Raw genomic sequence first — 26551 nt, forward strand, 5'->3', positions numbered from 1 at the left:
TTAAGGCAGGGAGACCTTCATGAAACTGCTGGATCTGTTGTTCGAGCGCTCGACGCGCCGTGTTGCCGACACCACCTCACGCCGCAAATTGCTGGCGCGCATGGGCTCGCTGATGGTGGCCGGTGCCGCCCTGCCCCTGCTGTTGCCACTGGATCGCACCAGCAAGGCGCTGGCCGCCACTGACCCGAAAGCCGGCGACCCCGGTGATCCGAACAGCTGCGACTACTGGCGTTACTGCTCCATCGACGGCTTCCTGTGCAGCTGCTGCGGTGGTTCGGTGACATCCTGTCCACCGGGCACCGAAGCCTCGCAAGTGACCTGGATCGGCACCTGCCGCAACCCGGCCGATGGCAAGGACTACATCATTTCGTACAACGACTGCTGCGGTAAGCAAAGCTGCGCCCAGTGCGCCTGCACCCGTAACGACAGTGAGGAACCGGCCTACCGCCCGTTCAACAACAACGACGTGAACTGGTGCCTGGCCGCCAAATCGCACATCTATCACTGCACCGTTTCGATCATTCGCGGCGTCGCCGTTTAAGCACGCAATTTCCGCCGATTGCCCGTGCAACCGGCATTCTTTGCGTGTGTTTTTCGTAGGCGCCAGGCTTGCCGGCGAAGGCGTTCTCATGGACGTCTTCGCCGGCAAGCCTGGCGCCTACAGGTTCGGTTTTCTCCTGTAGGGAAGATGTCATGCGTAAGTTGCTCATCCTTAGCCTGGCCTGCCTCATGACCACCCCGCTCGTCCATGCCCGGGCCATTCCCAATCCCAACCAGCGCCACGCACCGGGCAACGAAGAACTGCAAAAGCCCATCGCCGAAGCCAACTACAGCGTCGGCGTGAATTATCAATTGCAATGCGCCGGCTGCCATCTGGGCGACGGCAGCGGTTCCGCCGCCAACGACACACCACGGATGAAGGGCTTTGTCGGCAACTTCCTGAAAGTCCCCGGTGGCCGCGAATTCCTGGTACGTGTGCCAGGCATGTCGCAATCGGCGTTGAACAACGCGCAATTGGCCGACTTGCTCAACTGGCTGATGCGCGAAGACGGTATGGCCGGCAACAGCGTGCCGAAGGATTACCAGCCGTACAGCGCCGAAGAAGTCGCGACTTTGCGGGCCAAGACCATGCTCAACCTGCCCGGCACCCGCGGCGAACTGATCAAGGCCATGCGAGCGCAGGGCATCGCGATTGATGACGGGATGAATTACTGAGTCGGCTTGAACGCAACCTGCCTCAGTTGTCGGTACGCCTCGACCAATTGCCCAAGGCTGAACGCCAGATTTCGCCCACTGGGATTGGGCAAGACCCACAAAATCCTTGCGCATGAATCGCGCTTTTCGACAGGAGACAAAAACCGAAACCGTCAGCCTGAGCAGACGGTTTCGGTTTTTTCGGCAGCTGCGATCCAACAGGTTTATGCGGCAGTCAACGGTACACTCGACGGTGCGTCGCGACGCTCGGCCTGATCAACCGCCTGGCCTGGAACGCGATCCACCGCTGGCGTCCACGCCGGCACGCTCGGCATTTCCTTACGCAGGCTGTGAATCAGCGTGTACGACATCACCAGCAGCAACATCGCAATCGGTAAACCGGCGGCAATACTCGCCATCTGAATCGCTTTCAGCCCACCCGCCAGCAGCAGGCCCGCAGCAATCGCCCCTTCCAGAATGCACCAGAGCAACCTGATCCAGTTCGGCGGGTTGGTGCTGCCCAAGGCACACAAGGTGCACAACACTTGGGTTCCGGCATCGGCCGTGGTGACGAAGTGCACACCCAGCAACACGCACACCAGTATCGACAGAACGGCGCCAACAGTAGGGCCATCCAGTGACTGGACCAGCGTGAACATCGCCGCCGTGGTTTCTTTCTTGGTCGCGAGCAGCACTGTGCCGCCTTCGAACTTCGGTTGTTCCTGACCCACCACCTGGCTGGCAACGGATGCCTGATAAGCCTGGCGATCCTGTTGTTCGTTTTTCAGCGCTGCGCCACCGAACACCGACATCCACAAAATGGTCACCATGGTCGGCACCACCAGGGCGCCGATCACCAGCTCACGAATGGTCCGGCCTTTGGAAATTCGCGCAATGAACAGACCGACAAACGGGCCCCAGGTCATCCACCACGGCCAGTAGAACGCCGTCCACCAGTTTTGCCATTCGCTGTCTTTCTGCGTGTCCATCCAGAAACTCAGGCCAACAATGTTCTGTACATAGTCGCCGGTGGATTCAAACATCAAGTTGAGAATGTAACGGGTCGGACCAATGGCAAGTACTGCCAGCATCAAAATGAATGACAAGTACATATTAAGTGTAGAGATTCGCTTCATGCCTTTGGACAAACCGGCCAGTAGCGAAATGCACGCAACAATACTCACAAACAGAATAATGGATAACTGCAAACCAACACTTACCGGAATACCGAATACCTGATGCAGACCGGTATTGATCTGTACAACGCCCAGGCCGAGTGATTGAGAAACACCGAAGGCCGTAATAACGACGCCCATGATATCGACCACATGACCGATCCATCCGTAGATGCGGTCGCCAATCAGCGGATACAGCAGCGAACGAAGCGCCAGCGGCAAACCTTTACGGTAGGCGAAATACGCCAGGCTCAAACCGATCATGGAGAAGATCGCCCATGGGTGCAGGCCCCAGTGGAAAAGCGTGATGCGCATCGCCAGGGTGGCCGACTCGTCCGTCAAACCCTTGGAAAACGGGTTGTCGGCGTAATGCAGCATGGGTTCGGCGACGGACCAGAAGATCAAACCGATGCCCATTCCCGCACTGAACAGCATGGCGATCCATGACGCGAAACTGAACTCGGGCCGGTCGTGTTCAGCGCCCAGTTTGAGATTGCCGAAACGGCTGACGGAGATGTACAGCAGCAAACCGAGTACGCCACTGATCAAGGCGAGGTAATACCACTTGAAGTTATGCAGGATAAATATCGAAGCCATTTCGAAGGCTTTGGCAGCCTGCTCATCCTTGAATGCACAAAATAGAACAAACGAAATCACCGCCAATATCGAAGCGACGGTCACATTCGGGTTCAAGCCTTTTAACATGCCTGATTGCGCACGCATTGTTTTCCCCTTTTGTTTTTGTTTAAGGGTTTTAGAGAGTATTCCGCAACATAGCTATCGCCTGATATCTGACGTCAGCACGCTGTTTATCTGCAGATTTAATCCGGTCTAACTCGGTTTTGGCAGCATCGCCAAGATGATTGAAACCTGACCTTCGTTCAAACCATTTTTAGTCACCGACTCATGAGAAAAACGCATCAATAAAACCGCTCCTCCTTCCTCCATTCAGCGCCGATCCGTGCACTCACTTACGGGGTCAGCCAAAGACACCAGGTTAGAGCTGGCAATGCCGTTGGGTGTCGATGGGTGTTGAAGCGGCGCGTCCTGTTGCAGGTGCTTGCCCGTGACTTTCGCCTGGCCCACGCACAGTGCGAGCAGCGCGGCACTGCCGGCATAGAAAAAGTAAAAACTTGAAGTGCCGAAGCATTCCATCAACACACCTGCAATCAGCGGTCCGAAACAGGCGCCGACGCCAAAGGTGATCAACAGAATGCCCGACAGTGAAACGCGCAACTGCGGTTCCATGTTGTCGTTGGCCAACGCTACACCGAGCGGATACAGGCAGAATTGCAAAAAGCCGATCGCCGAACCGAACCACAGCAGTGTCACGAACGAAGGCGCTTGATTGAAACCCAGCGGCAGGCAGACGAGCACCAGCAAAACTGCCACCGCGCGAATCAGACTCGCACGGGACAATCGATCCGAGAGCCAGCCCAAAGGCAACTGAGCCAGCAAGCCCGCGCCGATGGTCAACGCCATGAACTGGCCGACCTGCGCCGTTTCCAGTCCCTGTTTGCTCGCATAGATCGCGGCCAGCCCGTAGAAGCTGCCGTTGATCATGCCGGACACCAGAATCGTCATCAGAGACTGCGGAATACGCCGCACGAACACCCGCAGGTCGATCGAGGCAGCGGGCACCGCCGTGGGATGTGCACTGCGAGTAAGTGCCACCGGCACCGAGCACAGCGCAAATACCATCGCCACACCCAGCAGAGCGCGGATGCCCAGCCCCTCGTCGAGACTCAAGGCCAGTTGGCCGAGCATCATCCCGACGTAACTGGCGACCATGTACAGCGCCAGCACACTGCCGCGCTGCTCGGTGCGCGCCTGATCGTTGAGCCAGCTTTCCAGCACCATCAATTGGCACATCATGGCCAGCCCGACCAACCCGCGCAGCACCAGCCAGAACGCCAGGGACGTGCTGAACTCATGGGCCAATACCGCCGCTGCAATCAGCCCGGCGCACGCCGCATAGGTTCGAATATGCCCGACCTGTGCGATCAAGCTGCGTCCGACCCAGCCGCCCAACACCATGCCCAAGGCATTGGCGGCCATCAACGCACCACCTGCGGTTTCGCTCGCCCCCAAGGCATTCAGGCGCAGCGCCAGATAGGTCATCAGCAAGGTCGATCCCAACTGCATCAGCAAGCTGGCCAGATACAGCGCACCGAAAGTTTTTGTCAGTCTTATCACCGTGCCGCTCCCCGGATAATTTACAACTCAAGCCAAGCCGTGAAGTTGCTTCCAGTTGCCGGGATGCACCACATACCCGAACAAGGCATGCCCGCCGTACACCAGTTCGGTGCCTTCGGGTATCCATAGCAATTGCCCGGGCGTGACTTGAAACAGCTCGTCGCCGACGCGCAATTCGAAGCAACCCTCGATGACGAAAATCACTTCGTCGTAGAGCACCGTCCAGGCGACCTGCGCGCCTTCCCAGCGGGCGAAGCCCACGCCGATGTTCGGCGAGACTTCGTTGCTGATGGCCCGCGCCACATAAGCGGCGCCGGGCGGACCACCACGGAAGGTGAAGTCCAGGTCGTAATGGTCGATGCGCAGCACCGGACCTTTGCCTTTGGCCAATTGGCTCATAGCTCGCTCCGGCTGTTCCAGGCCGCCAGATGAATGCGCGAGCGAACGCCCAGGCCAAGGAATGGTTCTGGCGGGTTGAGCGACGGCATGCCGGTCACCGCCCGAATATCGTTCAACTGTGCCGAGTCGGCACCCACCGCGAGATCGGCGAGCATCGTTCCGGAGATGGTGCCCCACGCGGCACCGACACCGTTGTCGCAGGCTGACGCATGAACACCCGGCTCCAGCTCACCGAAGAAGTTGGTGAAGTTGCGCGAGATCGCATAGACGCCACCCCAGGTATGGCTGAACGGCACGTCGGCCAGCTGCGGGAAGCGCGCCAGGAATGCCTTGCGGTGCGCATCCCGCACTTTCGAACGCATGCCATCACTGGTGCTGCGACCGTACTTGGGCACGTGCTTGTAGGTGTTGCGGATGATCAACCGACGATCCTGGGTCATGCGCACCGTCGTGCCGGCGTGATCGGCCGGGGTCAGCCCCCAGTCCAGCTGGCCGCCATAAATGGCCAGCTCTGCATCGCTCAGCGGTCGGGTCCAGCTGGCGAAGGTCATCACCGGCAGCAGACGATTGCGCAGATAACCGAACTCCTGGGTGAAGATGCTGGTGCCCAGGAGCAATTGCGGCGTGCGAATCAGCCCCGCCGTGCCGTGCAGAATCCAGCCGCCACGGCCGTCACGTTCCAGACGCTGGATGGGCGACTCTTCGAGCAGCTCGACGTTGCCCGGCAACGAGCGAGCCAGCCCCGTCACCAGCGCCGCCGGTTGCATCAGATAGCAGCCAGGCGTGTAGATCGCGCCACTGTAATGGCCAGTGCCCAGGACCTTCGCCAATTCGGCGGAATCGGCTCTGCGGAACGGCTCGCCGAGGTCACTCATCAGGCGTTCGAAGTGATCGAGATAAGCCAGGCCACGTGCACCGACGGCGCCCTGATACTTGCCGGCATGGGACCATTGGCAATCGATGCCATGGTTTTGCACCAGGCCTTGCAACTGTGAAATAGCGGCGCGGTTGAGCGACAGCAAACGCTGTTTGTGCGCAGGGTCCGGATGCTCCAGGGCAAACTTGTGCGGCAAGTCGATGACAAAACCGGAGTTGCGCCCCGAGGCACCCTGGGCGACCCGTTGCGCATCCACCAGCAGAATACGCGCCTGGGGATGATGCTCGGCCAAGCGACGGGCGGCGGCAAGGCCGGCGAAGCCCGCGCCAATCACCGCGTAATCCGCACGCTGTTCGCCCGATAGACGCTTGCACGCCGGTTGCTCGGGCAATGCTGAATACCAGCCGCAGCTCGTGTCATCGAATGGCAGGTTGATGATGTTTTTCATGATTCGGGCCTCAGGCTACAGCCTGCTGAGAATGCTGACAGGACTGCAGCAATGCGCTGCGTTGCGTTTGCGCTTGGCGACCGAGCAGGACAAAGCCATTGAGCTTGCCCGCCGCGTCGTAGAACCCGGCACTCAAGCCATCTTCGGTCGGCGTGCAGCGCCACTCACCTTCGCTGGCGATGGCAGGCGCCAACAGGCACAGCGGTGCGGCCGGCGTTTTCACCGTCACCGGCATCAACGGGTAGTCGACAGCCATGGATTGCCCGAGCAATGTCTTGCTCAACGCCTGAATGCCCTGATTGATCGGTGCCAGGTACGGCAGCAGTTGTCCATCGATCTCGATGCAGTCGCCCAAGGCGTAGATGCCCGGTGCAGAAGTTTGCAACTGAGCATTCACCTGAATACCTCGTCCAACCGCCAGACCGGCACTCTCTGCCAGGCTCAGGTCAGGACGCAGGCCAACCGCCGACAACACCAGATCCGCCTCGAGGGTTTGGCCATTGGCGAGTTGCAGGCGATAACCTTGAGGCGTGGATTCAATGGCTTCCAAGGTGTTTTGCAGATGCCATTTCACCCCCAGATCACTCAAAGCGTTTTGCAGCACCTGCCCGGCCTCGGCCGGCAACAGACGCTCCATCGGCCAACGCCCCAGACCGATGACATCAACGCTGAAACCGTTGTGGGCCAAGTCATTGGCAAACTCGCAACCAATCAACCCATCCCCCAGGATCGCGACACGGCGCACACCGGTCAGGCGCTCACGAAAGCCGTGGTAATCCTGCAAATTATTGACGCTGATCAGCGCTGAGCTATCGCCCTGGATCGGCAAGCGAATCGGTTGCGCACCGCTGGCAAGCACCAACTGGCCGTAAGCCATTTCACCGAAGCTGGTGCGCAAGCGTCGTGTCGAACTGTCGATGCCCAGCACCTTGCAGTGCGGGTACACGCGGATGTTCAAACGCTGTTCGATGGCCAGCGGCGATTCGCCGGACAACGCCTCGGCGCTTTTGCCCTGGGACAAACCGATCGACAGTGCCGGTTTCGAGTACAGGTGCCCGGACTCTTGCGTCAGCACGCGGATCTCAACCTTGGGATCTGCCTTGCGCAGCGCCTGGGCCAGGCCGTAACCGGCATAGCCGCTGCCGATGATGACGATCGGCTGGCGCGTTACCGCAGCCACCACAGGCGTCGCCACCGCTGGTGGCGGTGCGCTGACAGCGGTGACCGCCTGCGTGTGTTCACTGATATCGAGCATCTCGAAGTCTGCCTTGCCGACGTGGCATTCGGGGCAGACCCAATCCTGGGGAACATCCTCCCAGCGCGTGCCGGCAAGGATGCCATCTTCCGGCCAGCCCAGCGCCTCGTCGTAGATCAGACCGCAAACGATGCAAAGCCAAGTCTTGAACATGCCGTTCACTCCCCAGCAATCCGGATCGCTACGTTCTTGGTGCGCACGTAGCTGTACAAGGCTTCCTGGCCCTTCTCGCGACCGAAGCCCGACAAGCCGACGCCGCCGAACGGCGTTTCGATGCCGCCGGCGTACCATTCGTTGACGAACACCTGACCGGATTTCAGTTGACGCGTGCAGCGCATGGCGCGGCTGATGTCCTGGGTGAACACCCCGGCCACCAGGCCGAACTCGGTGCCGTTGGCAATCGCGATGGCTTCTTCTTCGGTGTCGAAAGGCATGATCGCCAGCACTGGCCCGAACACTTCCTCCTGGGCGATGCACATGTCGGCAGTAACGTCGCGGAACACCGTCGGGCGCATGAAATGTCCGGCTCGGTCGGCAAACGCTTCGCCACCGGTAACCGCCACGGCGCCGTCTTCCATCGCTCGCCGGCACAACGCCTCGATGCCCGCCAGTTGCCCGGCGCTGACGACCGGCGTGAGGTCGGCGTTATCCTGACCTACGCCAACGCTGAGGCCTTCGGCCATGGCAACGACTGCCTCGACCACTTCTTCATAAATCTCGCGCTGCACCAGCAACCGCGACATCGCCGAACACACCTGGCCGGCATTGAAGAAAATCCCTGACTGAACGCTCGCCAGCAATTGCTCGCGATCGGCATCGGCGAAGGCAATGGCGGCCGACTTGCCACCCAACTCCATGACGCTCGGAATCGCATGCTGTGCGGCGTCGCGCAGAATCGACTGGCCGGTTGGCACGGAGCCAGTGAACACGATCTGGTCGACACTACGATGGCTGACCAGATACGAACCGACCTCGCGACCACGGCCGCAAATCAGGTTGACCGCCCCATCGGGCAAACCGGCCTTGGCGATGGCGCGGATCAGCACGCACATGCCCAGTGGCGAAAGTTCGGGGGACTTGATCACCACCGCGTTGCCCGCCGCCAGTGCCGGCGCCAGCGAGCGGGCACAGATCGACACCGGGAAATTCCACGGCACGATCTGCGCCGAGACACCCATCGGATCGTACAGGGTGAAGTCCATGTAGCCGTTGCCCAACGGGATCGAGGTGCCCTCGATCTTGTCCGCCATGCCAGCGTAATACTCGAAGTAGCGCGCGGCTTCGATGAACTCGTCTTTGGCGTCGCTCAGGCGCTTGCCGTTTTCCTGGCACAGCACCCAGGCGCCCTCGTCCGCCACGGCGCGGATTTCCTCGGCAATGCGCAGTAGCCAGGTCACGCGTTGCGCCGGACGAGCGCGAGTCAGTACGCCGCTGTCGGCGCAGCGGCGAGCGGCCAGCAACGCACGCTCGGCATCGGCCACGGTGGCCTGGGCGATAGTCGCGACCGGCTCAGCGGTGCCGGGGTTGTTGACCGTCAGGCGCTGGACGCTGTCGCTCCATTGCCCGTCGATATAGTTGAGCCAGTGAGAGGCGATCGGATACATGGACCTCTCCTCAGGCGGACGGCGTGGTGGCAAGCAACTGACGTGCGGCCCACTGGTGGAAGAAATGCGTCGGGATGTCCATTTCCGGTGAGAACGCGCCACCCTTGTAGCCAGGGGAATGCCGGCCTTTCTGCATGCCTTCGACCGAGCTTATGTCTTCGGCGAACACCACTTTCCAGGACTCCAGAATCGCCTCGCGGCAGGCACTGAACTCGTCGCTGCTGGCGGCTTCGTCGCCAACATAGAACAGGCGCAAGTGCTCGATGGTGCGTCCCGGTGCAACCGGCTCAAGCTGCATGGCGAAGGCATGGTCAGCCTGGATGCCGAGCAATACGTTAGGGAAGAACGCGACGTACTCGGCATTCTTCAGACGGTCCAGCGGCCAGCCCGGGAATGTCGGCAAGTGCGTACCGGCGACGTCCGAAAGGTTGTAGGCGTAGCTGCCCTGGCCGGCGAAGTGTTGGTCAAAAATGATGTTGTAGTGGTCTTCCAGGCGTGAGTAGGAGTTCAGGCTCGGGTGAACCCACGGCAAGTGATAAGCCTCGCAGTAGTTCTCGACCGCCAGTTTCCAGTTGCAATTGATGTCCAGGGTGGTGGCGTCGTGGCCCGGGCGACGGCGCATCAAGCTCATGCCGTCTTCACCGAGGAACTGGGTCCAGCGTTGGGTCAACGGCGCCAGCATGTCTTCCAGCGGCTGCGCATCGCCGGACAGGTTGATGAACACCATGTCCATCCAGATCGCGCTGCGGATGGCTTTCAAGCCATGTTTTTCACAGGCGAAGCGCTCGTCTTTGTGCTGGTCGATGCCGCCAACGTGCGGCGTTCCGCGCAGCCCGCCGTTAAGGTCGTAAGTCCAGGAGTGGTAAGGGCAGCGAATCACGCCCTGCACTTCACCGGCCTCTTCCACCAACTTCATGCCGCGGTGACTGCACACGTTGTGGAACACCTGCACCAGGCCTTCGCGGTTACGCATTAGCAACAATGGCAAGCCCATGAAGTCGATGGGCTTGACCGAACCGGCCTTGCCCAGGTCGCTGGCGAAACCGACGCAGGCCCAGGTCTTGCCCAGGACCTGATCGCGCTCGAGTTCGAAGTAACGTTGCTCGGTGTAGAACTCGTTGCTCAGGCCGGTCGCTTCGTGGATCGGATTGAGGACGGTTTCCAGGTGATGCACAGGAATTTGTTGGATGGTGCTCATTATTGTTCTCCCCTGCTGGGCACGGTATTGAATGATCGGCAGGCTCGTTGGCCAGGGTCCGCTGGCGGCAAGTTTGGGAAAACAGGGTGGGTCTCGACAAACGATATTTCCGGCGCGATTCATGACTTATTGTCATAAATATCGAGCGTATGTTTTTACGCTTGCGAGCATTTTCCCGGGGCAAAAAAATCGCCCGGCATCGAAATGCCGGGCGATTCAGATTGAAATTCGACCCCGTTGACGGCGTTACAGGACGTCCTCCGCTGGCGGAAGCTGGTTCAACAACCAGCTGCGGAAACGTTTAACGCTCTGGCGCATCCCGCCACGGGCCAAGGGCTCCAGCAAACAGAATTGCGCATCGGTTCTCAATACCGTATCGAGCGGTCGGATGAGTGCGCCACTGTGCAGGTGATCATCGACAAGGTTGGACCAGGCCAGCGCTATGCCCTGCCCGCTGATCGCCGACTGGATCAGCATCGAGTAACTGTTGATATTGATCCGGCGTTTCGGTTCGACCTTTTTCAGGCCCTGGCTGTGGAACCATTCCGGCCAGCCGATCCAGTCCCGTTGCGGGTCGTCGAGAAACAGCCAGGTGCAGGCTGCCAGGTCTTCAGGGGTATTCAAGGCGGGATGCTTGGCAAGATAGGCCGGGCTGCAAACCGGGTAAACCTCTTCGGAAAACAACGGCGTGACCTGCATGTCCCTGGGCGGTGTCTTGCAGTAATACAGCGCCAGGTCGCAATCGAGCCGGGAGAAATCCTTGACCTGATCATGGGCGATGATCCGCAGATCGATCTCTTCGTTCTCCCGCTGAAACTCGGTCACTTTAGGCAAAAGCCACAACGAGGCCATTGCGGTACTGGTGGCGACCGTCACCTGTTCGGCGCCCTGCCAATGGCGAATCTCACCGGTGGCCTGCGCCACCTGCATCAACGCCGCACGCACCGTTTCATAGTACTGACTGGCTGCCGGGCTCAGTTGAATCGTACGAGTGGTCCGCTCGAACAGAACCTTGCCCAGATAGTCTTCCAGCAAACGAACCTGTCGACTGATTGCACCTTGCGTCACGTTCAACTCATGGGCAGCCAAGGTGAAACTCAAATGACGCGCCGCCGCTTCAAACGCGACCAGACTGTTGAGTGGCGGTAATGGGTGGATTTTCATACAAGGCAGGTCACGTCGTTATTTTGGTTATCGCCGCAGTTTAGCCCTTGGCGCTGGACGTGGACAGCGCAGGTTCCCGACCATACCCCTAATCCTGTAGGGGCATGGCTTGCCCGCGATGGCGTCACGACATTCAGCATCGCTGGTGCCTGACACCCCGCTTGACCCGGCCTACACCCGAGACGCTTCCTTCAATTTCGGCAACATCGGTTCAGTCGTCATTGCAGATGGCGCAAACACAGCCTCAGGCTTTTCCACCTCAACCTCACCATTCAAGGCCTTGTGCATTTTCACCGTGTCCAGCGCTCCGACCCATTTGGCGATCGCCATGGTGCCGACGCCATTACCTATGGTGTTGGTGATCGCCCGCGCTTCCGACATGAAACGGTCGACACCCAGCAGCAACACCATCCCCGCCACTGGAATGGTCCCGAGGGACGACAACGTGGCCGCCAGAATGATGAAGCCGGAACCGGTGACCCCCGCCGAGCCCTTGGAAGTGAACATCAGCACCGCCAGGACGATCAATTGGTCGGTCAGGGTCAGTGGCGTGTTGGTCGCCTGGGCGATGAAGATCGCGGCGATGGTGTAATAGATCGCCTGGCCGTCCGGGTTGAAGGTCAGACCGGAGGGGATGATCATCCCGGCCACGGGTTTTGATACACCAGCCTTTTCCATCTTGGAAATCATCTGCGGCAGTACCGATTCCGAAGAGCTGGTACCCAGCACGGTGAACAGTTCTTCCTTGATGAACTTGAGGAACTTCCACAGGCTGAACCCGCTGTAGCGGCAGATCGGGCCGAGAACAAAGATCACGAACACGGCACAGGTCAGGTACACGCAGGCCATCAGTTTGCCCAAGGAGAACAGCGAGCCGAAACCGTACTTGCCGATGGTAAACGCGATTGCACCAAATGCGCCGATCGGTGCCAGGCGCATGACCATGTTGACGATGCGAAACATGCCCTGCATCAGGCTGTCCAGCGTATCGACAAAGACTTTGCCGCGCGGCCCGACATGCGCCAGGGCGATGCCGAGCAGGATCGAAAAGAGCAAAATCTGCAGTACGTTGCCCTTGGCGAAGGCGTCGACAATGGTGTCGGGGATGATGTTCATGACGAAGTCCATGAACGAAGCGTGTTTCACCGCCGAGGTGTAGGTGGCCAGGCTGGAGGTGTCGAGCGTCGCGACATCGATGTTCATGCCCGCGCCGGGCTTGAACACATCGACCACCACCAGGCCGACCACCAGTGCCAGCGTCGACACCACCTCGAAATACAGCAGTGCGCGAAAGCCGACGCGCCCCAGTTCCTTCATATTTTCCATGCGGGCGATGCCCGTGACCACGGTCAGGAAGATCACCGGTGCAAGGAGCATTTTGATCAGTTTGATGAACGCATCGCCCAAGGGTTTGAGCGCCGTTCCGGTTTCGGGAACGAACACCCCGACGATGGCGCCGAGGATCACCGCAATGAGCACTTGTACGTAGAGTTTGCCAAGTATTCTTTTCATGACAGGGCCCTGATTTTTTATTGTTGTCAGGAAATGCCCAGGGGTCGGATCCACCGATCCGCCCCTTGGCGTTGTGCCGCAGTACTACTTTGAATCGCCGGGAAAGATCAGCGGTTGATCAGCGCGAGTACCGCGTCGGTGATCTGGCGGGTGGTGGCGTTGCCGCCGAGGTCCGGGGTGTGCAGACCGCTTTCGGTCACCGCTTCGATGGCTGACATCAAGTGTTTGGCCGCGGCGACCTCACCCAGGTGTTCCAGCATCATGGCCGCGGTCCAGAACGTCGCGATCGGGTTGGCTACGCCTTTACCGGTGATGTCGAAGGCTGAGCCGTGGATCGGTTCGAACATCGAAGGAAACTTGCGTGACGGGTTGAGATTGGCGGTCGGTGCGATACCCAGGCTGCCGGACAGCGCGGCAGCCAGGTCGGAGAGGATGTCGGCGTGCAGGTTGGTGGCGACGATCACGTCCAGGGTCGATGGCTTGAGCACCATGCGCGTGGTCACGGCGTCGACCAGTTCCTTGTCGATCTTCACATCCGGAAAATCCTTGGCCACTTCATAGAAGATTTCGTCCCACAGCACCATGCCGTGGCGCTGGGCGTTGGACTTGGTGACCATGGTCAGGTGCTTGCGTGGGCGGCTTTGCGCCAGTTCGAAAGCGAAGCGGTGAATGCGCTCGACCCCGGCCCGGGTGAACACCGACACTTCGGTGGCGACTTCTTCCGGCAAGCCGCGATGCACACGACCGCCGTTGCCGGAGTACTCGCCTTCGGAGTTCTCGCGCACCACGACCCAGTCAATCTGGTCACCGTTATGCAGCGGACTTTTCACCCCCGGCAGGACACGGGCCGGGCGTACGTTGGCGTACTGGTCGAACCCTTGGCAGATCGGCAGGCGCAAGCCCCACAGGGAAATGTGATCCGGCACGTTGAGCGCACCGACCGCGCCGAAGAAGATCGCGTCGAAGGTTTTCAGCTCTTCCAGGCCACCTTCGGGAATGTAGTAGCCGTTCTTCAGGTAGTTGTCGGAGTTCCAGTCGAAATGTTTGAAATCCAGTTCGAAGCCGGTTTTTTTCGACAGGGCCTGCAGTACCTCGACGCCTGCGGCGATCACTTCCACACCAATGCCGTCACCGGGTACTGCAGCAATTTTGTATGCGCTCATTGTTGACTCCACTCTCATCGATTTCTTGTTGTTCCCGCTGTTCAGCCGGGGTGTGAGCGGAGTATATGTAGTGAACAAATAGCTGTGAGTTCCTCAAAATCACTACATAAATAACTTTGAGTTACGAATGAACCAGACCCTGGATTTATCGTTTTTTTACCTGTTGGCCAACAAAGGCAGCCTTGCCGCCACCGCCCGGGAGCTGGGTATCACCCCACCGGCAGTGAGCAAACGCCTGACGGCGCTGGAAGCCCGGTTGGGTATTCGCCTGGTCAACCGCACCACGCGCTCGATGAGCCTGACGTCCGAGGGCGAGCTGTATTTCTCCCAGGCCGCGCGCATCCTCACCCAGATCAACGAGCTCGAACAGTTGGTGAGCAGCAGCCGGGCCACGCCCAAGGGGCTGATTCGGGTCAATGCTTCGCTGGGCTTCGGCCGACGGCATATCGGCCCTGCCCTCGCCGCGTTCTACGCCCGCTATCCCGAAGTGGAAATCCAACTGGAGATCAGCGACCACCCGCTGGACCTGACCACCCACGGCTTCGATCTGGGGATTCGCTTCGGCACCTTGCCGGATGCCGCTTTCCACGCGCGCAAGATCGCCTCCAACCGGCGCTTGCTATGTGCCTCGCCGCTGTACCTGGACAAGTACGGCACCCCGCAAAAACTCGCGGAGCTGCAGCACCACAACTGCATTTTCATCCGCCAGAACGAATCACCCTATGGCGTCTGGAGCTTCACCAACGGCGGTCACACGGAAAACATCAAAGTGCATGGCGCCCTTGGCTGCAACGATGGAGAGGTAGCGCTGAATTGGGCGCTGGATGGGCATGGCATCCTGCTTCGGGCGGAGTGGGACATCGCCCGTTATGTGCGCAGTGGCCGCTTGCGCCTGGTGCTGGAAGACCAGACGCCGACCCGGGCCGATGTGTATGCGGTGTACCCGCAGCAGCTGCATTTGTCAGCGCGGGTACGCAGCCTGATCGACTTTCTGATCGAGCGGTTCAAGCACATTGATAATGTCGAGGAAGGTTGAGGTTCACCTCTGCCCGGTGAACTGGACGCTTTCAGGTCCTGGCGATGGTGCTCCCGAATCCGTCGCCAGGACCTTTTTTACCTAAGCGTCAGCTTGCCATACGCTTGCGCTTTACAGGGTCAGTGCGCCCACTGCGGTGCAATGAGGGTATTGGGGCGTTTGGCTCGCTCAGTCAGCGCCAGCATCGTCAAGAAGCCCAGCACGATCAGCACCGGGTAGGCCATCAAGAGTTCGGAGAGAGAGTATTTCCAGGCCAGCGGTCGTCCGACACCCAGCATGGCGGCATACATCCAGGACACTGCCGACAGCGAACCACAAAAAAGAGCCATCATTCGGGCGCTGAACCCGAGCTCGAGCAAGGAGCCGGCCTTCTGCAGTGCGGGCAATACCAGGCGGTGTAGCAGAATGCCGTTGTAGGTCAGCAGCAAAACAATAATCACTTTGGCGTGAAGCTTCGGATTCATGAAATATTCCGTGCCTTTTCCCAGGTAATCGATGCCGATGATGGCAGCGCCTGTCACCCACAGACCGATCAATGCCAGAACCACAGACTTCTGCAGACTTTCCATGTGCGCATGATCGTGTTCAGTGAATGCCTTGCGTTTCCACATATCCCTGACCATTGCAATGTCACTGGTCAACACCAAACCGATCGCCACGCAACAAGCGACCAAATGAACGTACACCACGCCCAGCCGCAAAAACTCCATGAATTCTTTATGTTCGATCAGGCTCATGATTGTATTTATTGCCACGGTATTTTCTCCACCTTATTCGACAGTACACTTCAGGGGCTTATTAAATAACCCTGAGCGACCTTACTCATACAAGAAAACCAAACCATAGGTTTATTATTTGAAACCCTATTGATTAGATTAGGAAATTGATGTCAGCTTAGTTGTTACCTCTTGAATTCAGGATAAAAAAATCCCCATTTGCAATCACTGCATTTGAGGTCGCGTTTCCACTTCTTTTTTTTACGATTTCGCTAGCATGTCATGATGCCATGCTGGAGAGTCTGAGGCCCGTAGCCGCGAAATGTTCATTTTTCAGGCATGCCACCGACAAGCGGTCGCCAGTTGGAAGTACCACTGGCTCCACGTTAAGCGACCAACTTACTCGTCAAGCCCCATTCTAGCTGAGGCGCTTGAATTACATGACCTTTGACATTATTGATTGGATCCACTAGTTGTCATGACAGCAAAAAAACACGACTGATAGCGAGCCATTGTCATTTACGCCCCCAGCAACTAAAACAGTCATACTATTTATCGAGCCAGATCCACACTCAACTCACGTCGAACAGAGGCAGCGAACTGCGCATTTCCTTCTCGATACTGAGTCAGAGGGATCATAAAGATTGGCGAGCTTCTTTCAAACTTAAACTTACCTTATTGTCGTCGATGAGGTCCTGGCAATACGGCTATTAAAACAACCTTCGCCAGGACCTTTTTTATTTCAACTCAAACGAGCTTGACCTCGACATTAATATTGTTGCGCGTGGCTTTTGAGTACGGGCAGTACTTGTGGCCGGTTTCCACGAGTTTTTGTGCAGTTTCGCGATCCAGTCCCGGCAGGCTGACATTAAGTCGAGCTTGCAACAGGTAACCGCCTTCATTGGTGCCCAGATCGACTTCGGTGTCGACCGCTACATCCTTGGGCAGTGCGACCTTCAGCTCCTTGGCCGCCACCCCCATCGCGCCGATGAAACACGCCGACCAACCGGCGGCGAACAGTTGCTCGGGATTGGTGCCGCCGCCGTTCGTGCCCGGGGACGACAGCTTGACGTCCAGAATGCCGTCGGAGCTGCGGGAGGCGCCGTCCCGGCCGCCAGTGGTGTGGGTTTTGGCGGTGTACAGTACTTTGTCGAGCTGGGTCATGATGATCTCCTGATTGAAAGGTTGTTTGCACAATTTCAGGTGAATCAGAAAAACGCACGTCAGACCCGACGCCTCTCAGTCATGATTAATGCTGAACCTGCGACGGACCCGGCCTTTCAATATAGTCGGCGTGCGTCAACCCGTAGGCCAATCCGACCAAGGCCTGCTTCGGCACTTCATTTCCTGGCCAACTTGTACTTCACACAATCATCATAAAAACTCTGCCGCACCGCCGCCGGCTTGATCCGCGTCGGGCTGTCGTAAGTCTGCTCGGTAATGCCCATCGCCATCATGCGCATCCACGATTTGTCGAACTTGTAGTGCTGGATTTTTTGCCGCGCGGCGTAAAGAGAAACCCCGGACAACTTGAGTTCCTGCGCTCTGGCCGCCGTGCCCGCCCCCCAGCTGCACATATAACGATCATTGGGTTTCAGTTCCCTTGCCTGGGCAGACACAGCCAGCCCCGCAACGCTGACAGCGATCAGCGCGCCCCAAACATTGCGCATATGCGTTCCACCTAACCAACTGAAAATAAAGTGATTCTGGCGACAGACGAGCAATCTGGGGGCCAGCATAATGCCTCTTCTGCAATATCCCTTGAAGACGCATCGGCTGCCGGGCATTTCTTGCGGCATTTCAATACTTTGCTATAGCTAACACTGCTTTGACCAACTAACGAGGCAGCGCATGTCAGTCGCAAAGAAAATGAGTGTGGGGCAACTGACCATGTTGACTGCGGTGAACATGTTGGGCTCGGGGATTGTGTTGCTCCCCTCGAAACTTGCGGAAGTCGGCGCCATTTCGATTCTTTCCTGGCTGGTGACGGCCACCGGATCACTCGCGCTGGCCTACGCCTTTGCGCGATGCGGCATGCTCAGTCGAAAAACCGGTGGCATGGGCGGATACGCCGAATACGCCTTCGGCAAGGCCGGCAACTACCTGACGAACTACACCTACGGCCTTTCACTGTTGATTGCCAATGTCGCGATCAGTGTCACTGCGGTGGGCTACATACAAGAACTGTTCGACCTGCGCCTTGACTCGCTGCAAGTGGGCCTGGCGACCATTGCGTTGCTATGGATGACCACATTCGCCAATTTCGGTGGCGCGCGGATTACCGGGCGGATCGGTGCGGTCACGGTATGGGGGGTAATTGCGCCGGTGCTGCTGGTCTCGACCATTGGCTGGTTCTGGTTCGACAGCAGTATTTATGTGGCTGGCTGGAACCCCCACGACAAGAGCTGGTTCGAAGCGGCCGGGGCATCCGTGGCGATAACATTGTGGGCGTTTCTGGGCCTGGAATCGGCGTGCGCCAACTCCGACGCGGTGGAGAACCCCGAGAGGAACGTACCGATTGCCGTGCTCGGCGGAACCCTCGGTGCTGCGGTGATTTACATCCTGTCCACCAATGTCATCGCCGGCATCATCGACAATCCTGAGCTGGCCGCCTCCACCGCACCGTTCGGCCTGGTGTTCGCCAAAATGTTCACCCCTGCGGTCGGCAATATCGTCATGGGCCTGCTGGTGCTGGCGTGCATCGGTTCACTGCTGGGTTGGCAATTCACCATCGCCCAGGTCTACAAGAGCTCGGCGGACACCGGTTACTTCCTGCCGATATTCGCGCGGACCAACAAGGCAGGCACGCCGATTGCCGGCATGCTGATCCTGCTGGCGGTACAAACGGCGCTGGGCCTGTTCACCATTGATCCCAACCTGAGTAATCAATTCGACACCCTGGTCAACCTCGCGGTGGTCACCAATCTGGTGCCGTACATCCTCTCCATGGCCGCCTTGATGGCGATACAAAAGGCCCGCGGCGTGCCGGCGCGCAAGGCGCTGACCACCAACATCGTTGCCTGGGTGGCGTCGGCCTACAGCTATCTGGCGCTATTCAGTTCCGGCGAACAGGCGCTGATGCTCGGCGGCGTGGTCACCCTCCTCGGCTTCACACTGTTCGGTTTTGTCAGCAACCGCCTGATCCGCTCTGAATCACTCGATAAAACCCTTGAAAGCCCTATGGGCAAACCCGAACGCAGCGCTCTATGATTGAACCCCATGACCACCTCTGCACCGATCCGCCAACCCTGTCCGCCCGGTGCCTGCGATTGCGGGCGTGACCCATTGCTCGAAACCCCGGGCGCGGACGTGCGCATCCTGTTTCTGACGCGCACCGAAGAAAAACGCCTGATCGAACGTCTGGAAAACCTTTCGAGCCTTCAGGACCTGGAGCACCTGCAACGGCGGATGTTCGAACAACTGGGCATCCGCGTCGACATCGTCCCCAGTCTCAACGAAGTGCGCACCATGCGCGGCATCGGCATTTACGTCGCTGAACTGCCGGGGTTGTGCCGCAAGACCCGCGCATCGATTCCGGCGGCGATTCGCCGCGCCATGGAAAAGCGCCCGGAGATCGCCTATGAAGTGCTTAACGCCAATGACTTGTTGCGCGATGCCTGAGTAACACCGGGATTTCGGTGAGTTCAGGGCATGGGGACCACGGTGTAGTAAACACCGTTGGCGCCGTACGCAGGGCGCACCCACGAATTGCCGCATTGATAAAAAGTGCCCGCAGACACTGTCCTCAATCCACAGCCCGAAGGAAGACTGGCAAACGTCGCACCCATCGGCATGGTGGGGGGAGCGGACGCCATCATGCCGGCGTTGTAGCCCTGGCTCCAGGCATTGTTATTGACGTTCTGATCAGTCGAGTCAGCGATCGCGCTACCGGCCACGACCCCGGCGGCCGCTGCCGCAGCAGGATTGACGCCGTCATTGTAACCGCAGTAGTAACAACCGCTGCTGGCATACACTGCCGTCGGGGGATGGTAGTAGCTCGTGCCATAGGTCTGCGGACGATAGACCGTCGTGCCATAGCCATCGGCACGGTACCCGCTGGCAGTGGCGCCATTCTCACCTTCGGCGTGCCACGCGCCCTCGCCGCCATAAGCCGTGCCACCTTCGGCACCTGTGCCCCGCCACGAGCCCTCGCCACCTGAGGCGCTACCGCCGTTTTCGCCACTGGCGCTCCAGCTACCGCCACCACCGGAAGCCGAACCACCGCGATAGCCCGAACCACTCCAGCTACCATCACCGCCCGAAACCGAACCACCACGATTGCTTTGACCGCTCCAGCTGCCACCACCGCCTGAAGCCGAACCAAACGCCCCTGAATGGCTCCACGAGTCAGCGCCGCCGAACGAGCGTCCAAAACCGGCAGCATGGTACCAGGCCGACGCTTGCTCACAACTCAGCAGCGCGACCATCAACCCTGCAAACTTCAATGTGGGTCCATGCATGTTTGAAACTCCTCCCTCAGGGTTTGGCAACCGGCTGTTTAACCCCTTCAGGGGCACGCAAGTCGGAAGGCGGTGCAAACTGGATGCGGTGCGCATTTTCAATGTGTTGTGGTTTGAAGAAATCTGCCGACAACGCTGATTCGAGCTTCCAGTCACTGAATGCCACCTGATGCCGGGATTGTGTCGGATCATCACGGAACACCGCCCGCAACATGCGCGGCAACTTGTCTTGCGTACCTATCCAGGCCTGGACAAACACCACGTCGTTGGCATAGGCGATCACATCGGTCGCGGTATCGCCGACCACCGTTGACTGACCGATATAGAACGCCAAGCGCATATCCTTGGCCAAATCCTTGTAGGGGTCGGAAACGATCACATCGGTGAAGGGAAAATATATAGCCGCCCGCTGATACGCCGCCTCGAGGGTTGCATCGATGGTGGGCGGTGCGTCAGCTTGCGCCACCAGGTTCTCCTTCGGTTCAACGGCCCAGGCTTGCTTGCCGTTGTAGTAGAACTGGGTCGCAGGGCCATCGCCGGAGGTCAGAACACGCAAGCGATCGGGGCGCTGAACATTGACCAGCGCCACGGTGTTGTACGCCAGGGGTGGCCCCAGACGACTGGGGCGCTCATAAGTGGTGGTAGCTTTGAAACTCATGCCCTGAACGCCGGCCAATCTGGCGCTCATGGCCTTGAGGATCTCCAGCGCTTTGGGTTCCAGCTGATTTTTCGGCGCATCGACCGCAACAGGCTCGGCCGCCAGCAAGGGAACGGCGAGCAATCCGGTGACCAGGCCGAAAAACAACCTCCGAACACGCTGAAGCTGAAGTGACATCGCTTGCTCCCCGAACAGATGAGGTCAGGTTTAAAGCGTAGCAACTGAAATACAGGCGTAACCGAATAATTAACCGACTGATTCCTCCGGTCGCGGTTTCCGTTTGTTGATCGGTGAACGCATTAAACAGCGACACTTGATTGGCAACTCGCTCTGGATAATTCGTGTTTAAAACCTACGCTCTTGTCTCACGCTACGGACGCTGACGCACAGGCGCTGCGGCAACGGCTATGACACTTGGGCGTGACGACGGCAGATGTGCGTGTCGGATGGTAATCGAACATTCACAGTGCATTACGCCAAGAGCCACCTATGCTCTGAACAATGACGTGGCGTTGCTGCTTTCTGCGCCCGATAAAACGATTTCACTCAAGGAGCACACTGCACTATGAACCTGTCCCGAAACCTGCTGATCGGCGTCGCATTGACCGGGCTCCTGCTCGGAGGTTGTACCTCCAAAGTTACCGACAAGGCGCAGTATTCCGGTTACCTGACCGACTACAACAATCTTCAGGAAGTCGAAACGCCCAGCGGCGGCACGGCGATGCGTTGGGTGAGCCCATCGTGGAACCCCGATGCCTATAACACCGTGGCATTCAACCGACTGGAACTGTATCCGGCGCCAAAGCCCAACGAGCGGGTCAATCAGCAAACGCTCAATGACATCCAGAACTACATGACCACAAAGGCGAAAACCACACTGGGACAGAAATACCGCGTGGTTTCCAGCCCGAACGCAGCACCGGCCGGTTCGAAAACCCTGGTCATGCGTGCCGCCATCACTGGCGTGAGCGCTTCCAATGAAGGCATGAAATGGTATGAAGTCGTGCCCATCGCCGCCGTCGTCGGTGCAACGCAAGCCGCTACCGGTCATCGGGATCAGGACACCGAACTGTTTATCGAAGCCGAGTTCATAGACGCCAAAACCAACCAGACCATGGCCAAAGTCGTGCGCAAGGTGTTTGGCAAACAACTTTCCAACGAAAGCCAGAAGATCACCGCGCAGGATTTCAAAGCGGCGATCGACAAACTGGGCACTGATTTCCAGGCGTTCATCAACAAGTAATACCCGGTCTGTGCAGGAACTGCCGCAGGCTGAGAACTGTTGAGCTTGTCGTTCAGATCAACAGATTGCAGCCTGCGGCAGCTTCAACCGGGCACGTCAGGTTTTTTTCATGCCGACCCGTCGCCGCATTTCGGCAGTAATGGTTTGCCGGGTTTTCTTCATGTCCGCCCAAGGCCCGTCGCCCACTTCCTCCAGGCGTTCATGCACGTTGTGGATGTTCCACTGATTGCCGCCCTTGAGCTGTACGATTTCTTCGCGATAGATCGGCACCGACACCGGCAGGCCTTCGCGGGTGCGCGCAGCGTAAGCGCAAATGGTCGTCGCGCCGAGACCGTTTCGCAGGTAGTCGATGAAGATCCGCCCTACCCGATTCTTCGGCCCCGACACCGCGGAAAAGCGCTCCGGCAGCATTTTGGCCATGTGGGTGACGATCGCGTGACTGAAGTCCTTGACCTCATCCCAACCGAGTTTGCGGGTCAGCGGCACCACCAAGTGAATGCCCTTGCCGCCACTGGTCTTGAGAAAGGCCTTGAGCCCCAATTCATCGAGCACCGTCAGGGTCAATTGGGTGGCCTCGATCATGCGTTTCCATGGCAATGCCGGGTCCGGGTCGAGGTCGAGGACGAAGCGATCGGGTTTGTCGAGATTGTCCGAGGTAGCGTTCCAGGTGTGCATTTCCACGGTGCTCATCTGCACCGCACCCACCAGCGCTTCGGCGTTGTTGATGACCATCATCGGCTGGCCCGTCAGTTTCTGGTCCAGGGTGGTGATGCCGGGGATGGCCAGGCGCTCGGCGTTTTTCTGGAAAAACAGCTCACCGGCAATCCCGTCCGGCGCACGTACCAGCGCCACCGGGCGGTCCTTGAGCTGCGGCAGGATCCATTCGGCGACACTGGCGTAGTACTGCGCCAGTTGCACTTTGGTGGTACCACTCGTGGCATCGATGACCCGGTCCGGATGGGTGATACGCACTTTGCCCTGAGCCAAGCCGATTTGTGACGGCGCCGCTTCAGCTTTCTTCGGCGCTGCAGATGACTTGGCGGCGGCTTTTTTTGCGGAGGTGGTTTTCACGGCTTTCGGACGCTCCTCAGTGATGTCTTGGGCAGGCTTATCGTCACGCAGACCATGGAACACTGCATGCCGTACCGAACCGTCCTTGGTCATTTCTGCGAAGGCCACTTCGGCCAAGAGTTGCGGCTTCATCCAATGCACGCCCTTGAATTCCGCCCCGCTCGGTGAATTGACCACGGCCGGTTTTTTCGTTTGCAAAGGTTTGAGTTGTGCATGGATGCTGCCCAGAGTGGCCTCGGTGAACCCGGTGCCGACCTTACCGGCATAGCGCAGCTCGCCGCTGTCGCGATCATGCAGCCCCAGCAGCAACGCACCGAAGGCACTGCGTGAACCTTTGGGATCGGTGAAACCAACGATGACAAACTCCTGGCGGTGTTTGCACTTGAGTTTGATCCAGTCGCTGCTGCGCCGGGACACGTAAGGCGAACCCAGGCGCTTGCCGATCAACCCTTCCATGCGCATCTGACAGGCACTGTTGAGCAAGGCTTCCGGGTCTTCGCCGAAAGCGTCGGAGAAACGCAGCATCGGATCTTTGCTCGTCTTCAGCACCGTCGCCAGCGCGGCCCTCCTTTCTTCGACCGGCACCTCGCGCAAATCCACACCGTTGAGGTAGGGCAAGTCGAACAGGTAATAAAGAATCTTGCCGCTGCGACCGGCGTCGAAGGCGTTTTGCAACGCTTGAAAATCCGGAATGCCCTGATCATCCGCCACGACCATTTCGCCATCGAGCCATGCGGACTCCAAGCCCAGGCCGGCTAAAGCCTTGGCCTGCTCAGGCAACTTGTGCGTCCAGTCGTGGCCGTTACGGGTGAAGAGTTTGACGTCGTCATGGTCGATGCGCGCCATGATTCGATAGCCATCGAACTTGACCTCATAACTCCACTGCCCGCCCGGGGCCTTTTCCACCAGCGTCGCCAGTTCCGGTTTGATCTGGTCGGGCAGTTTGGCTTTGTGCGCGCCGGTGAGTGGCGCGGGTTTTTCCTTGCGTGCCGGGGCGCCTGGTCGCTTGACCGCCTTGGGTTTGACTGGTTTGGCTGATTTGGTAATGATGGTGCGCTCGCTGAGTACGCTATCGGGTTCGGCAGCGACGACGTCGTAGTCGCTTTCGGCTCTGGCGGCGCCGTCCTGATGCTTGATCAAGAACCACTGCTCCTGCTTGCCCGGCATGTGAGTGCGCACCAGGTTCCACAGGCCTGCGAGCTTCTCGCCTTGCAGTTCGAACTTGAGCCGCCCCTTGGCGTAAGCCTTGGCCGGGTCTTCCTGGGGAATCCACACCCCGCGGTCCCAGACGATCACATCGCCCGCGCCGTAGTGGCCTTCGGGGATGCTGCCCTCGAAGGTGGCATAGTCCAGCGGATGGTCTTCGACATGCACCGCCAGGCGCTTGACCTTGGGGTCCAGTGACGGCCCTTTGGGCACCGCCCAGCTCTTCAGCGCGCCGTCGAGTTCCAGGCGGAAATCGTAGTGCAGGCGCGAGGCATCATGCTTCTGGATGCAGAATTGCAGCGCATGATCCTTGGCTTTCCTGCGGCCGGCTCGCTTGACGGCAGCCGGCTCAGACGTCGCCGAAAAATCGCGCATGCGGTTGTAGTCGTCGAGATTCTTGTTCATGGCTCACCTGCGGGTCGCTGCAGGGCGCTGGATCAGCACGTCCCTCCCTCAGCAGAGCGAGTCATCACGAAAAAAATTCCATCGTCGTCAAAATTACCCGGACCAACGGCTCTGCGGCGCGGCTGTCGGCAGACGTTCAAAGGCCTACAATCGGCAGGTGCAGCCTCATCCCCGGAGAGCAATCATGCGCACGGTTCACGTCCTCCAAGCCCCACCGGCATCGGTCAACGTCGTGGGCGAGACGATCACGGTCCTCGCGGGCGGCGATATGAGCAAACCCTTCGAAATGCATATCCAGGAAGGCGTGCAGGGAGGCGGCCCGCCACCGCACTTTCACCCTTGGGACGAGGCGTTCTACGTGGTTGACGGGCAGGTCGAGGTCACCGTCGAAGGCAAATCCACCACCGTCTCGGCCGGGGGCTACGTGCATATCCCGGCAGGATCCGTTCATGCCTACAAGAACATCAGCAGCACCGCGAAGATGATCGGCGTTGTGTCCGATCCGCGAGGCGGGCAGTTTTTCACGGCGATGGACCAGTTCAAGGTGCCTGAGGATCTGCCGCGGATATTCGAAGTGGCCGAGCGTTTCGGGGTGACGTTTCTGGTCCCCAAGCCGCAGGGTTCTTGAGAGGCCCCTAGACGGTTCCACCCTTGGCCTGCTGTTCCAGATGGACCTGCAAATCTGGTTCGATCTGCAATGCCGCCGCCAGCTCATCCAGGTAAGTGCGCTCGGCATCCTGCTGATCATCCACCAGCATCACGCTGGCCAGGTACATTTCCGCAGCCATGGCTTGATCTGTTGCCGACTGCGCCACGTCGTCGGGATCCAGCGGCTTGGCAACTTCCTCATCGAGCCATTGCTGTAATTGCGGGTCGTCAGTGTGGCGGGCGATTTCGGCGTTGATCAGCTGTTTTTCAGCGTCGTCGAACCGGCCATCAGCCTTGGCTGCCGCAATCAAGGCACGCAGGATCGCATGGCTGTGCTCTTCGACTTCCGGCCCGGCCAGCATATCCACGGTGCGCATCGCCTGTTGCGGCGCCTGTTGTTGCTGCGAAGCCTGACTGCGTTGCCAGGCTTGATACGCCTGGAACGCCATCATCCCCAGAGAGGCGAGCGCGGCGTAGTGCGTGCCACCGCCGGAGCGCGATTGCGCTGCACCGCCCATCGGTGAACCACCTCCGAGCAAACCGCCAAGCAAGCCGCCGAGCCCGCCCATGCCACCGGCGCCGGCACCGCTGGTGCCGCTACCGCCCCCCAATAAGCCACCGAGCAGCCCGCCCAAGTCACCGAGGCCACCTTGAGCCGACGTCCCACCGCCGCCCTGTCGCGCCATCGAGCCTTGGCCCGCGCGCAGTAATTGTTCGAGCAGATCGCTGGTGTTCATGACGATGTCCTCATCGAAGGGGGGGATCAGTCAGGCAACGATAGTCCTCGCCGGTAAATGCGCCACCACCGTTTGGCTGACACAGCGCCGATTTTTGCGCGGTATTTTTTTCCGGCGCAGCTAAGATTCATAGGCGGTGAACCTTATTCCCGGATGCCCGGTCGATACCTGCAACCCGAACCGGTT

25 protein-coding genes and 2 pseudogenes are annotated in these 26551 nt (G+C 59.0%); 7 read left to right on the forward strand and 20 right to left on the reverse strand.

Annotated elements, in window-relative coordinates; genetic code table 11:
- Positions 1 to 19 precede the first annotated feature (19 nt).
- The gene (locus D8U69_RS23680; protein ID WP_056853767.1) at positions 20 to 541 is read left to right on the forward strand and encodes a methylamine dehydrogenase light chain; all 522 of its coding nucleotides are present in this window, start codon (positions 20 to 22) and stop codon (positions 539 to 541) included.
- On the opposite strand, the gene D8U69_RS29535 is transcribed toward D8U69_RS23680, so the two are convergent.
- Entirely contained in the window at positions 519 to 695 is a 177-nt protein-coding gene (locus D8U69_RS29535; protein WP_177434593.1) for a hypothetical protein, read from the reverse strand. The genes D8U69_RS23680 and D8U69_RS29535 overlap by 23 nt on opposite strands.
- On the opposite strand from D8U69_RS29535, the gene D8U69_RS23685 reads away from it, so the two are divergent.
- On the forward strand, positions 694 to 1215 hold the full coding sequence (locus D8U69_RS23685) for a hypothetical protein (RefSeq protein ID WP_056853768.1): 522 nt from the start codon (positions 694 to 696) through the stop codon (positions 1213 to 1215). The genes D8U69_RS29535 and D8U69_RS23685 overlap by 2 nt on opposite strands.
- Here the strand turns inward: D8U69_RS23685 and D8U69_RS29860 are convergent.
- The 12 genes and pseudogenes from D8U69_RS29860 to D8U69_RS23740 all read right to left on the reverse strand — a co-directional run.
- Positions 1209 to 1316: pseudogene (locus tag D8U69_RS29860) on the reverse strand (G/U mismatch-specific DNA glycosylase); the annotation flags it as partial. The gene D8U69_RS23685 and the pseudogene D8U69_RS29860 sit on opposite strands and share 7 nt — an antisense overlap.
- 102 nt (positions 1317 to 1418) lie before the next feature.
- On the reverse strand, positions 1419 to 3092 hold the full coding sequence (locus D8U69_RS23695; protein ID WP_056853769.1) for a BCCT family transporter: 1674 nt from the start codon (positions 3090 to 3092) through the stop codon (positions 1419 to 1421).
- Between the two features lie 225 nt (positions 3093 to 3317).
- Positions 3318 to 4565 (reverse strand): MFS transporter, encoded by a 1248-nt coding sequence (locus D8U69_RS23700; protein WP_177434594.1) that lies wholly within the window; start codon positions 4563 to 4565, stop codon positions 3318 to 3320.
- A 27-nt stretch (positions 4566 to 4592) separates the two neighbouring features.
- Positions 4593 to 4964 carry an ethanolamine utilization protein EutQ gene (locus D8U69_RS23705; RefSeq protein ID WP_056853770.1) on the reverse strand — a complete coding sequence of 124 codons (372 nt, stop codon included), beginning with the start codon at positions 4962 to 4964 and terminating at the stop codon, positions 4593 to 4595.
- Entirely contained in the window at positions 4961 to 6289 is a 1329-nt protein-coding gene (locus D8U69_RS23710; protein WP_056853771.1) for an FAD-dependent oxidoreductase, read from the reverse strand. Before D8U69_RS23710 ends, D8U69_RS23705 begins: the two co-directional genes overlap by 4 nt.
- Before the next feature lie 10 nt (positions 6290 to 6299).
- Positions 6300 to 7544, reverse strand: coding sequence for an FAD-dependent oxidoreductase (locus D8U69_RS23715; protein ID WP_241668689.1), 1245 nt, complete (start codon positions 7542 to 7544; stop codon positions 6300 to 6302).
- Positions 7533 to 7697: pseudogene (locus D8U69_RS29865) on the reverse strand (rubredoxin); the annotation flags it as partial. The pseudogene D8U69_RS29865 and the gene D8U69_RS23715, both read right to left, overlap by 12 nt.
- A 5-nt stretch (positions 7698 to 7702) precedes the next feature.
- Complete coding sequence (locus D8U69_RS23720; protein ID WP_130908246.1) at positions 7703 to 9148, reverse strand: aldehyde dehydrogenase family protein; 1446 nt, start codon at positions 9146 to 9148, stop codon at positions 7703 to 7705.
- Positions 9149 to 9158: 10 nt separating this feature from the next.
- Complete coding sequence (locus tag D8U69_RS23725) at positions 9159 to 10346, reverse strand: aromatic ring-hydroxylating dioxygenase subunit alpha (protein ID WP_177336564.1); 1188 nt, start codon at positions 10344 to 10346, stop codon at positions 9159 to 9161.
- Positions 10347 to 10592: 246 nt separating this feature from the next.
- A complete protein-coding gene (locus D8U69_RS23730) occupies positions 10593 to 11510 on the reverse strand; it encodes a LysR substrate-binding domain-containing protein (protein WP_056853773.1) in 918 nt (305 codons plus the stop codon).
- Between the two features lie 171 nt (positions 11511 to 11681).
- Positions 11682 to 13022 (reverse strand): dicarboxylate/amino acid:cation symporter, encoded by a 1341-nt coding sequence (locus D8U69_RS23735; protein ID WP_056853774.1) that lies wholly within the window; start codon positions 13020 to 13022, stop codon positions 11682 to 11684.
- 107 nt (positions 13023 to 13129) lie between these two features.
- Positions 13130 to 14185 (reverse strand): tartrate dehydrogenase, encoded by a 1056-nt coding sequence (locus D8U69_RS23740; RefSeq protein WP_130908247.1) that lies wholly within the window; start codon positions 14183 to 14185, stop codon positions 13130 to 13132.
- 127 nt (positions 14186 to 14312) lie between these two features.
- Between D8U69_RS23740 and D8U69_RS23745 the strand changes: the two genes are divergently transcribed.
- Positions 14313 to 15221, forward strand: a complete 909-nt coding sequence (locus tag D8U69_RS23745; protein WP_056853776.1) for a LysR family transcriptional regulator — start codon at positions 14313 to 14315, stop codon at positions 15219 to 15221.
- Positions 15222 to 15340: 119 nt separating this feature from the next.
- Here D8U69_RS23745 and D8U69_RS23750 read toward each other — a convergent pair whose 3' ends face one another.
- The 3 genes from D8U69_RS23750 to D8U69_RS23760 all read right to left on the reverse strand — a co-directional run bounded on the left by D8U69_RS23750 (position 15341) and on the right by D8U69_RS23760 (position 17607).
- Positions 15341 to 15976, reverse strand: a complete 636-nt coding sequence (locus tag D8U69_RS23750; protein ID WP_056853777.1) for a hypothetical protein — start codon at positions 15974 to 15976, stop codon at positions 15341 to 15343.
- A gap of 708 nt (positions 15977 to 16684) precedes the next feature.
- Complete coding sequence (locus D8U69_RS23755; protein ID WP_130908248.1) at positions 16685 to 17101, reverse strand: organic hydroperoxide resistance protein; 417 nt, start codon at positions 17099 to 17101, stop codon at positions 16685 to 16687.
- A 176-nt stretch (positions 17102 to 17277) separates the two neighbouring features.
- Positions 17278 to 17607, reverse strand: a complete 330-nt coding sequence (locus D8U69_RS23760; protein ID WP_056853779.1) for a hypothetical protein — start codon at positions 17605 to 17607, stop codon at positions 17278 to 17280.
- Positions 17608 to 17788: 181 nt separating this feature from the next.
- Here D8U69_RS23760 and potE point away from each other — a divergent pair, with 181 nt between their 5' ends.
- The gene (potE, locus tag D8U69_RS23765) at positions 17789 to 19147 is read left to right on the forward strand and encodes a putrescine-ornithine antiporter (RefSeq protein ID WP_056853780.1); all 1359 of its coding nucleotides are present in this window, start codon (positions 17789 to 17791) and stop codon (positions 19145 to 19147) included.
- Between the two features lie 9 nt (positions 19148 to 19156).
- Positions 19157 to 19558, forward strand: a complete 402-nt coding sequence (locus D8U69_RS23770; protein WP_056853781.1) for a hypothetical protein — start codon at positions 19157 to 19159, stop codon at positions 19556 to 19558.
- Between the two features lie 23 nt (positions 19559 to 19581).
- On the opposite strand, the gene D8U69_RS23775 is transcribed toward D8U69_RS23770, so the two are convergent.
- Positions 19582 to 20397, reverse strand: a complete 816-nt coding sequence (locus tag D8U69_RS23775; protein WP_130903703.1) for a hypothetical protein — start codon at positions 20395 to 20397, stop codon at positions 19582 to 19584.
- A gap of 16 nt (positions 20398 to 20413) precedes the next feature.
- Positions 20414 to 21232 carry a DUF2092 domain-containing protein gene (locus tag D8U69_RS23780; protein WP_130908249.1) on the reverse strand — a complete coding sequence of 273 codons (819 nt, stop codon included), beginning with the start codon at positions 21230 to 21232 and terminating at the stop codon, positions 20414 to 20416.
- A gap of 388 nt (positions 21233 to 21620) precedes the next feature.
- On the opposite strand from D8U69_RS23780, the gene D8U69_RS23785 reads away from it, so the two are divergent.
- Positions 21621 to 22298, forward strand: coding sequence for a DUF3313 domain-containing protein (locus D8U69_RS23785; protein ID WP_056853784.1), 678 nt, complete (start codon positions 21621 to 21623; stop codon positions 22296 to 22298).
- Positions 22299 to 22394: 96 nt separating this feature from the next.
- Here the strand turns inward: D8U69_RS23785 and ligD are convergent, their stop codons facing one another.
- A complete protein-coding gene (ligD, locus tag D8U69_RS23790) occupies positions 22395 to 24980 on the reverse strand; it encodes a DNA ligase D (RefSeq protein WP_130908250.1) in 2586 nt (861 codons plus the stop codon).
- Positions 24981 to 25164: 184 nt separating this feature from the next.
- Between ligD and D8U69_RS23795 the strand changes: the two genes are divergently transcribed.
- Positions 25165 to 25608, forward strand: a complete 444-nt coding sequence (locus D8U69_RS23795) for a cupin domain-containing protein (protein ID WP_056853786.1) — start codon at positions 25165 to 25167, stop codon at positions 25606 to 25608.
- A gap of 7 nt (positions 25609 to 25615) precedes the next feature.
- Here the strand turns inward: D8U69_RS23795 and D8U69_RS23800 are convergent, their stop codons facing one another.
- Positions 25616 to 26365: a tellurite resistance TerB family protein gene (locus D8U69_RS23800; protein WP_056853787.1), complete on the reverse strand. Its 750-nt coding sequence runs from the start codon at positions 26363 to 26365 to the stop codon at positions 25616 to 25618.
- Between the last annotated feature and the right edge of the window lie 186 nt (positions 26366 to 26551).

The sequence above is a fragment of the Pseudomonas sp. Sample_16 genome (assembly GCF_004307665.1).
Lineage (GTDB): Bacteria > Pseudomonadota > Gammaproteobacteria > Pseudomonadales > Pseudomonadaceae > Aquipseudomonas.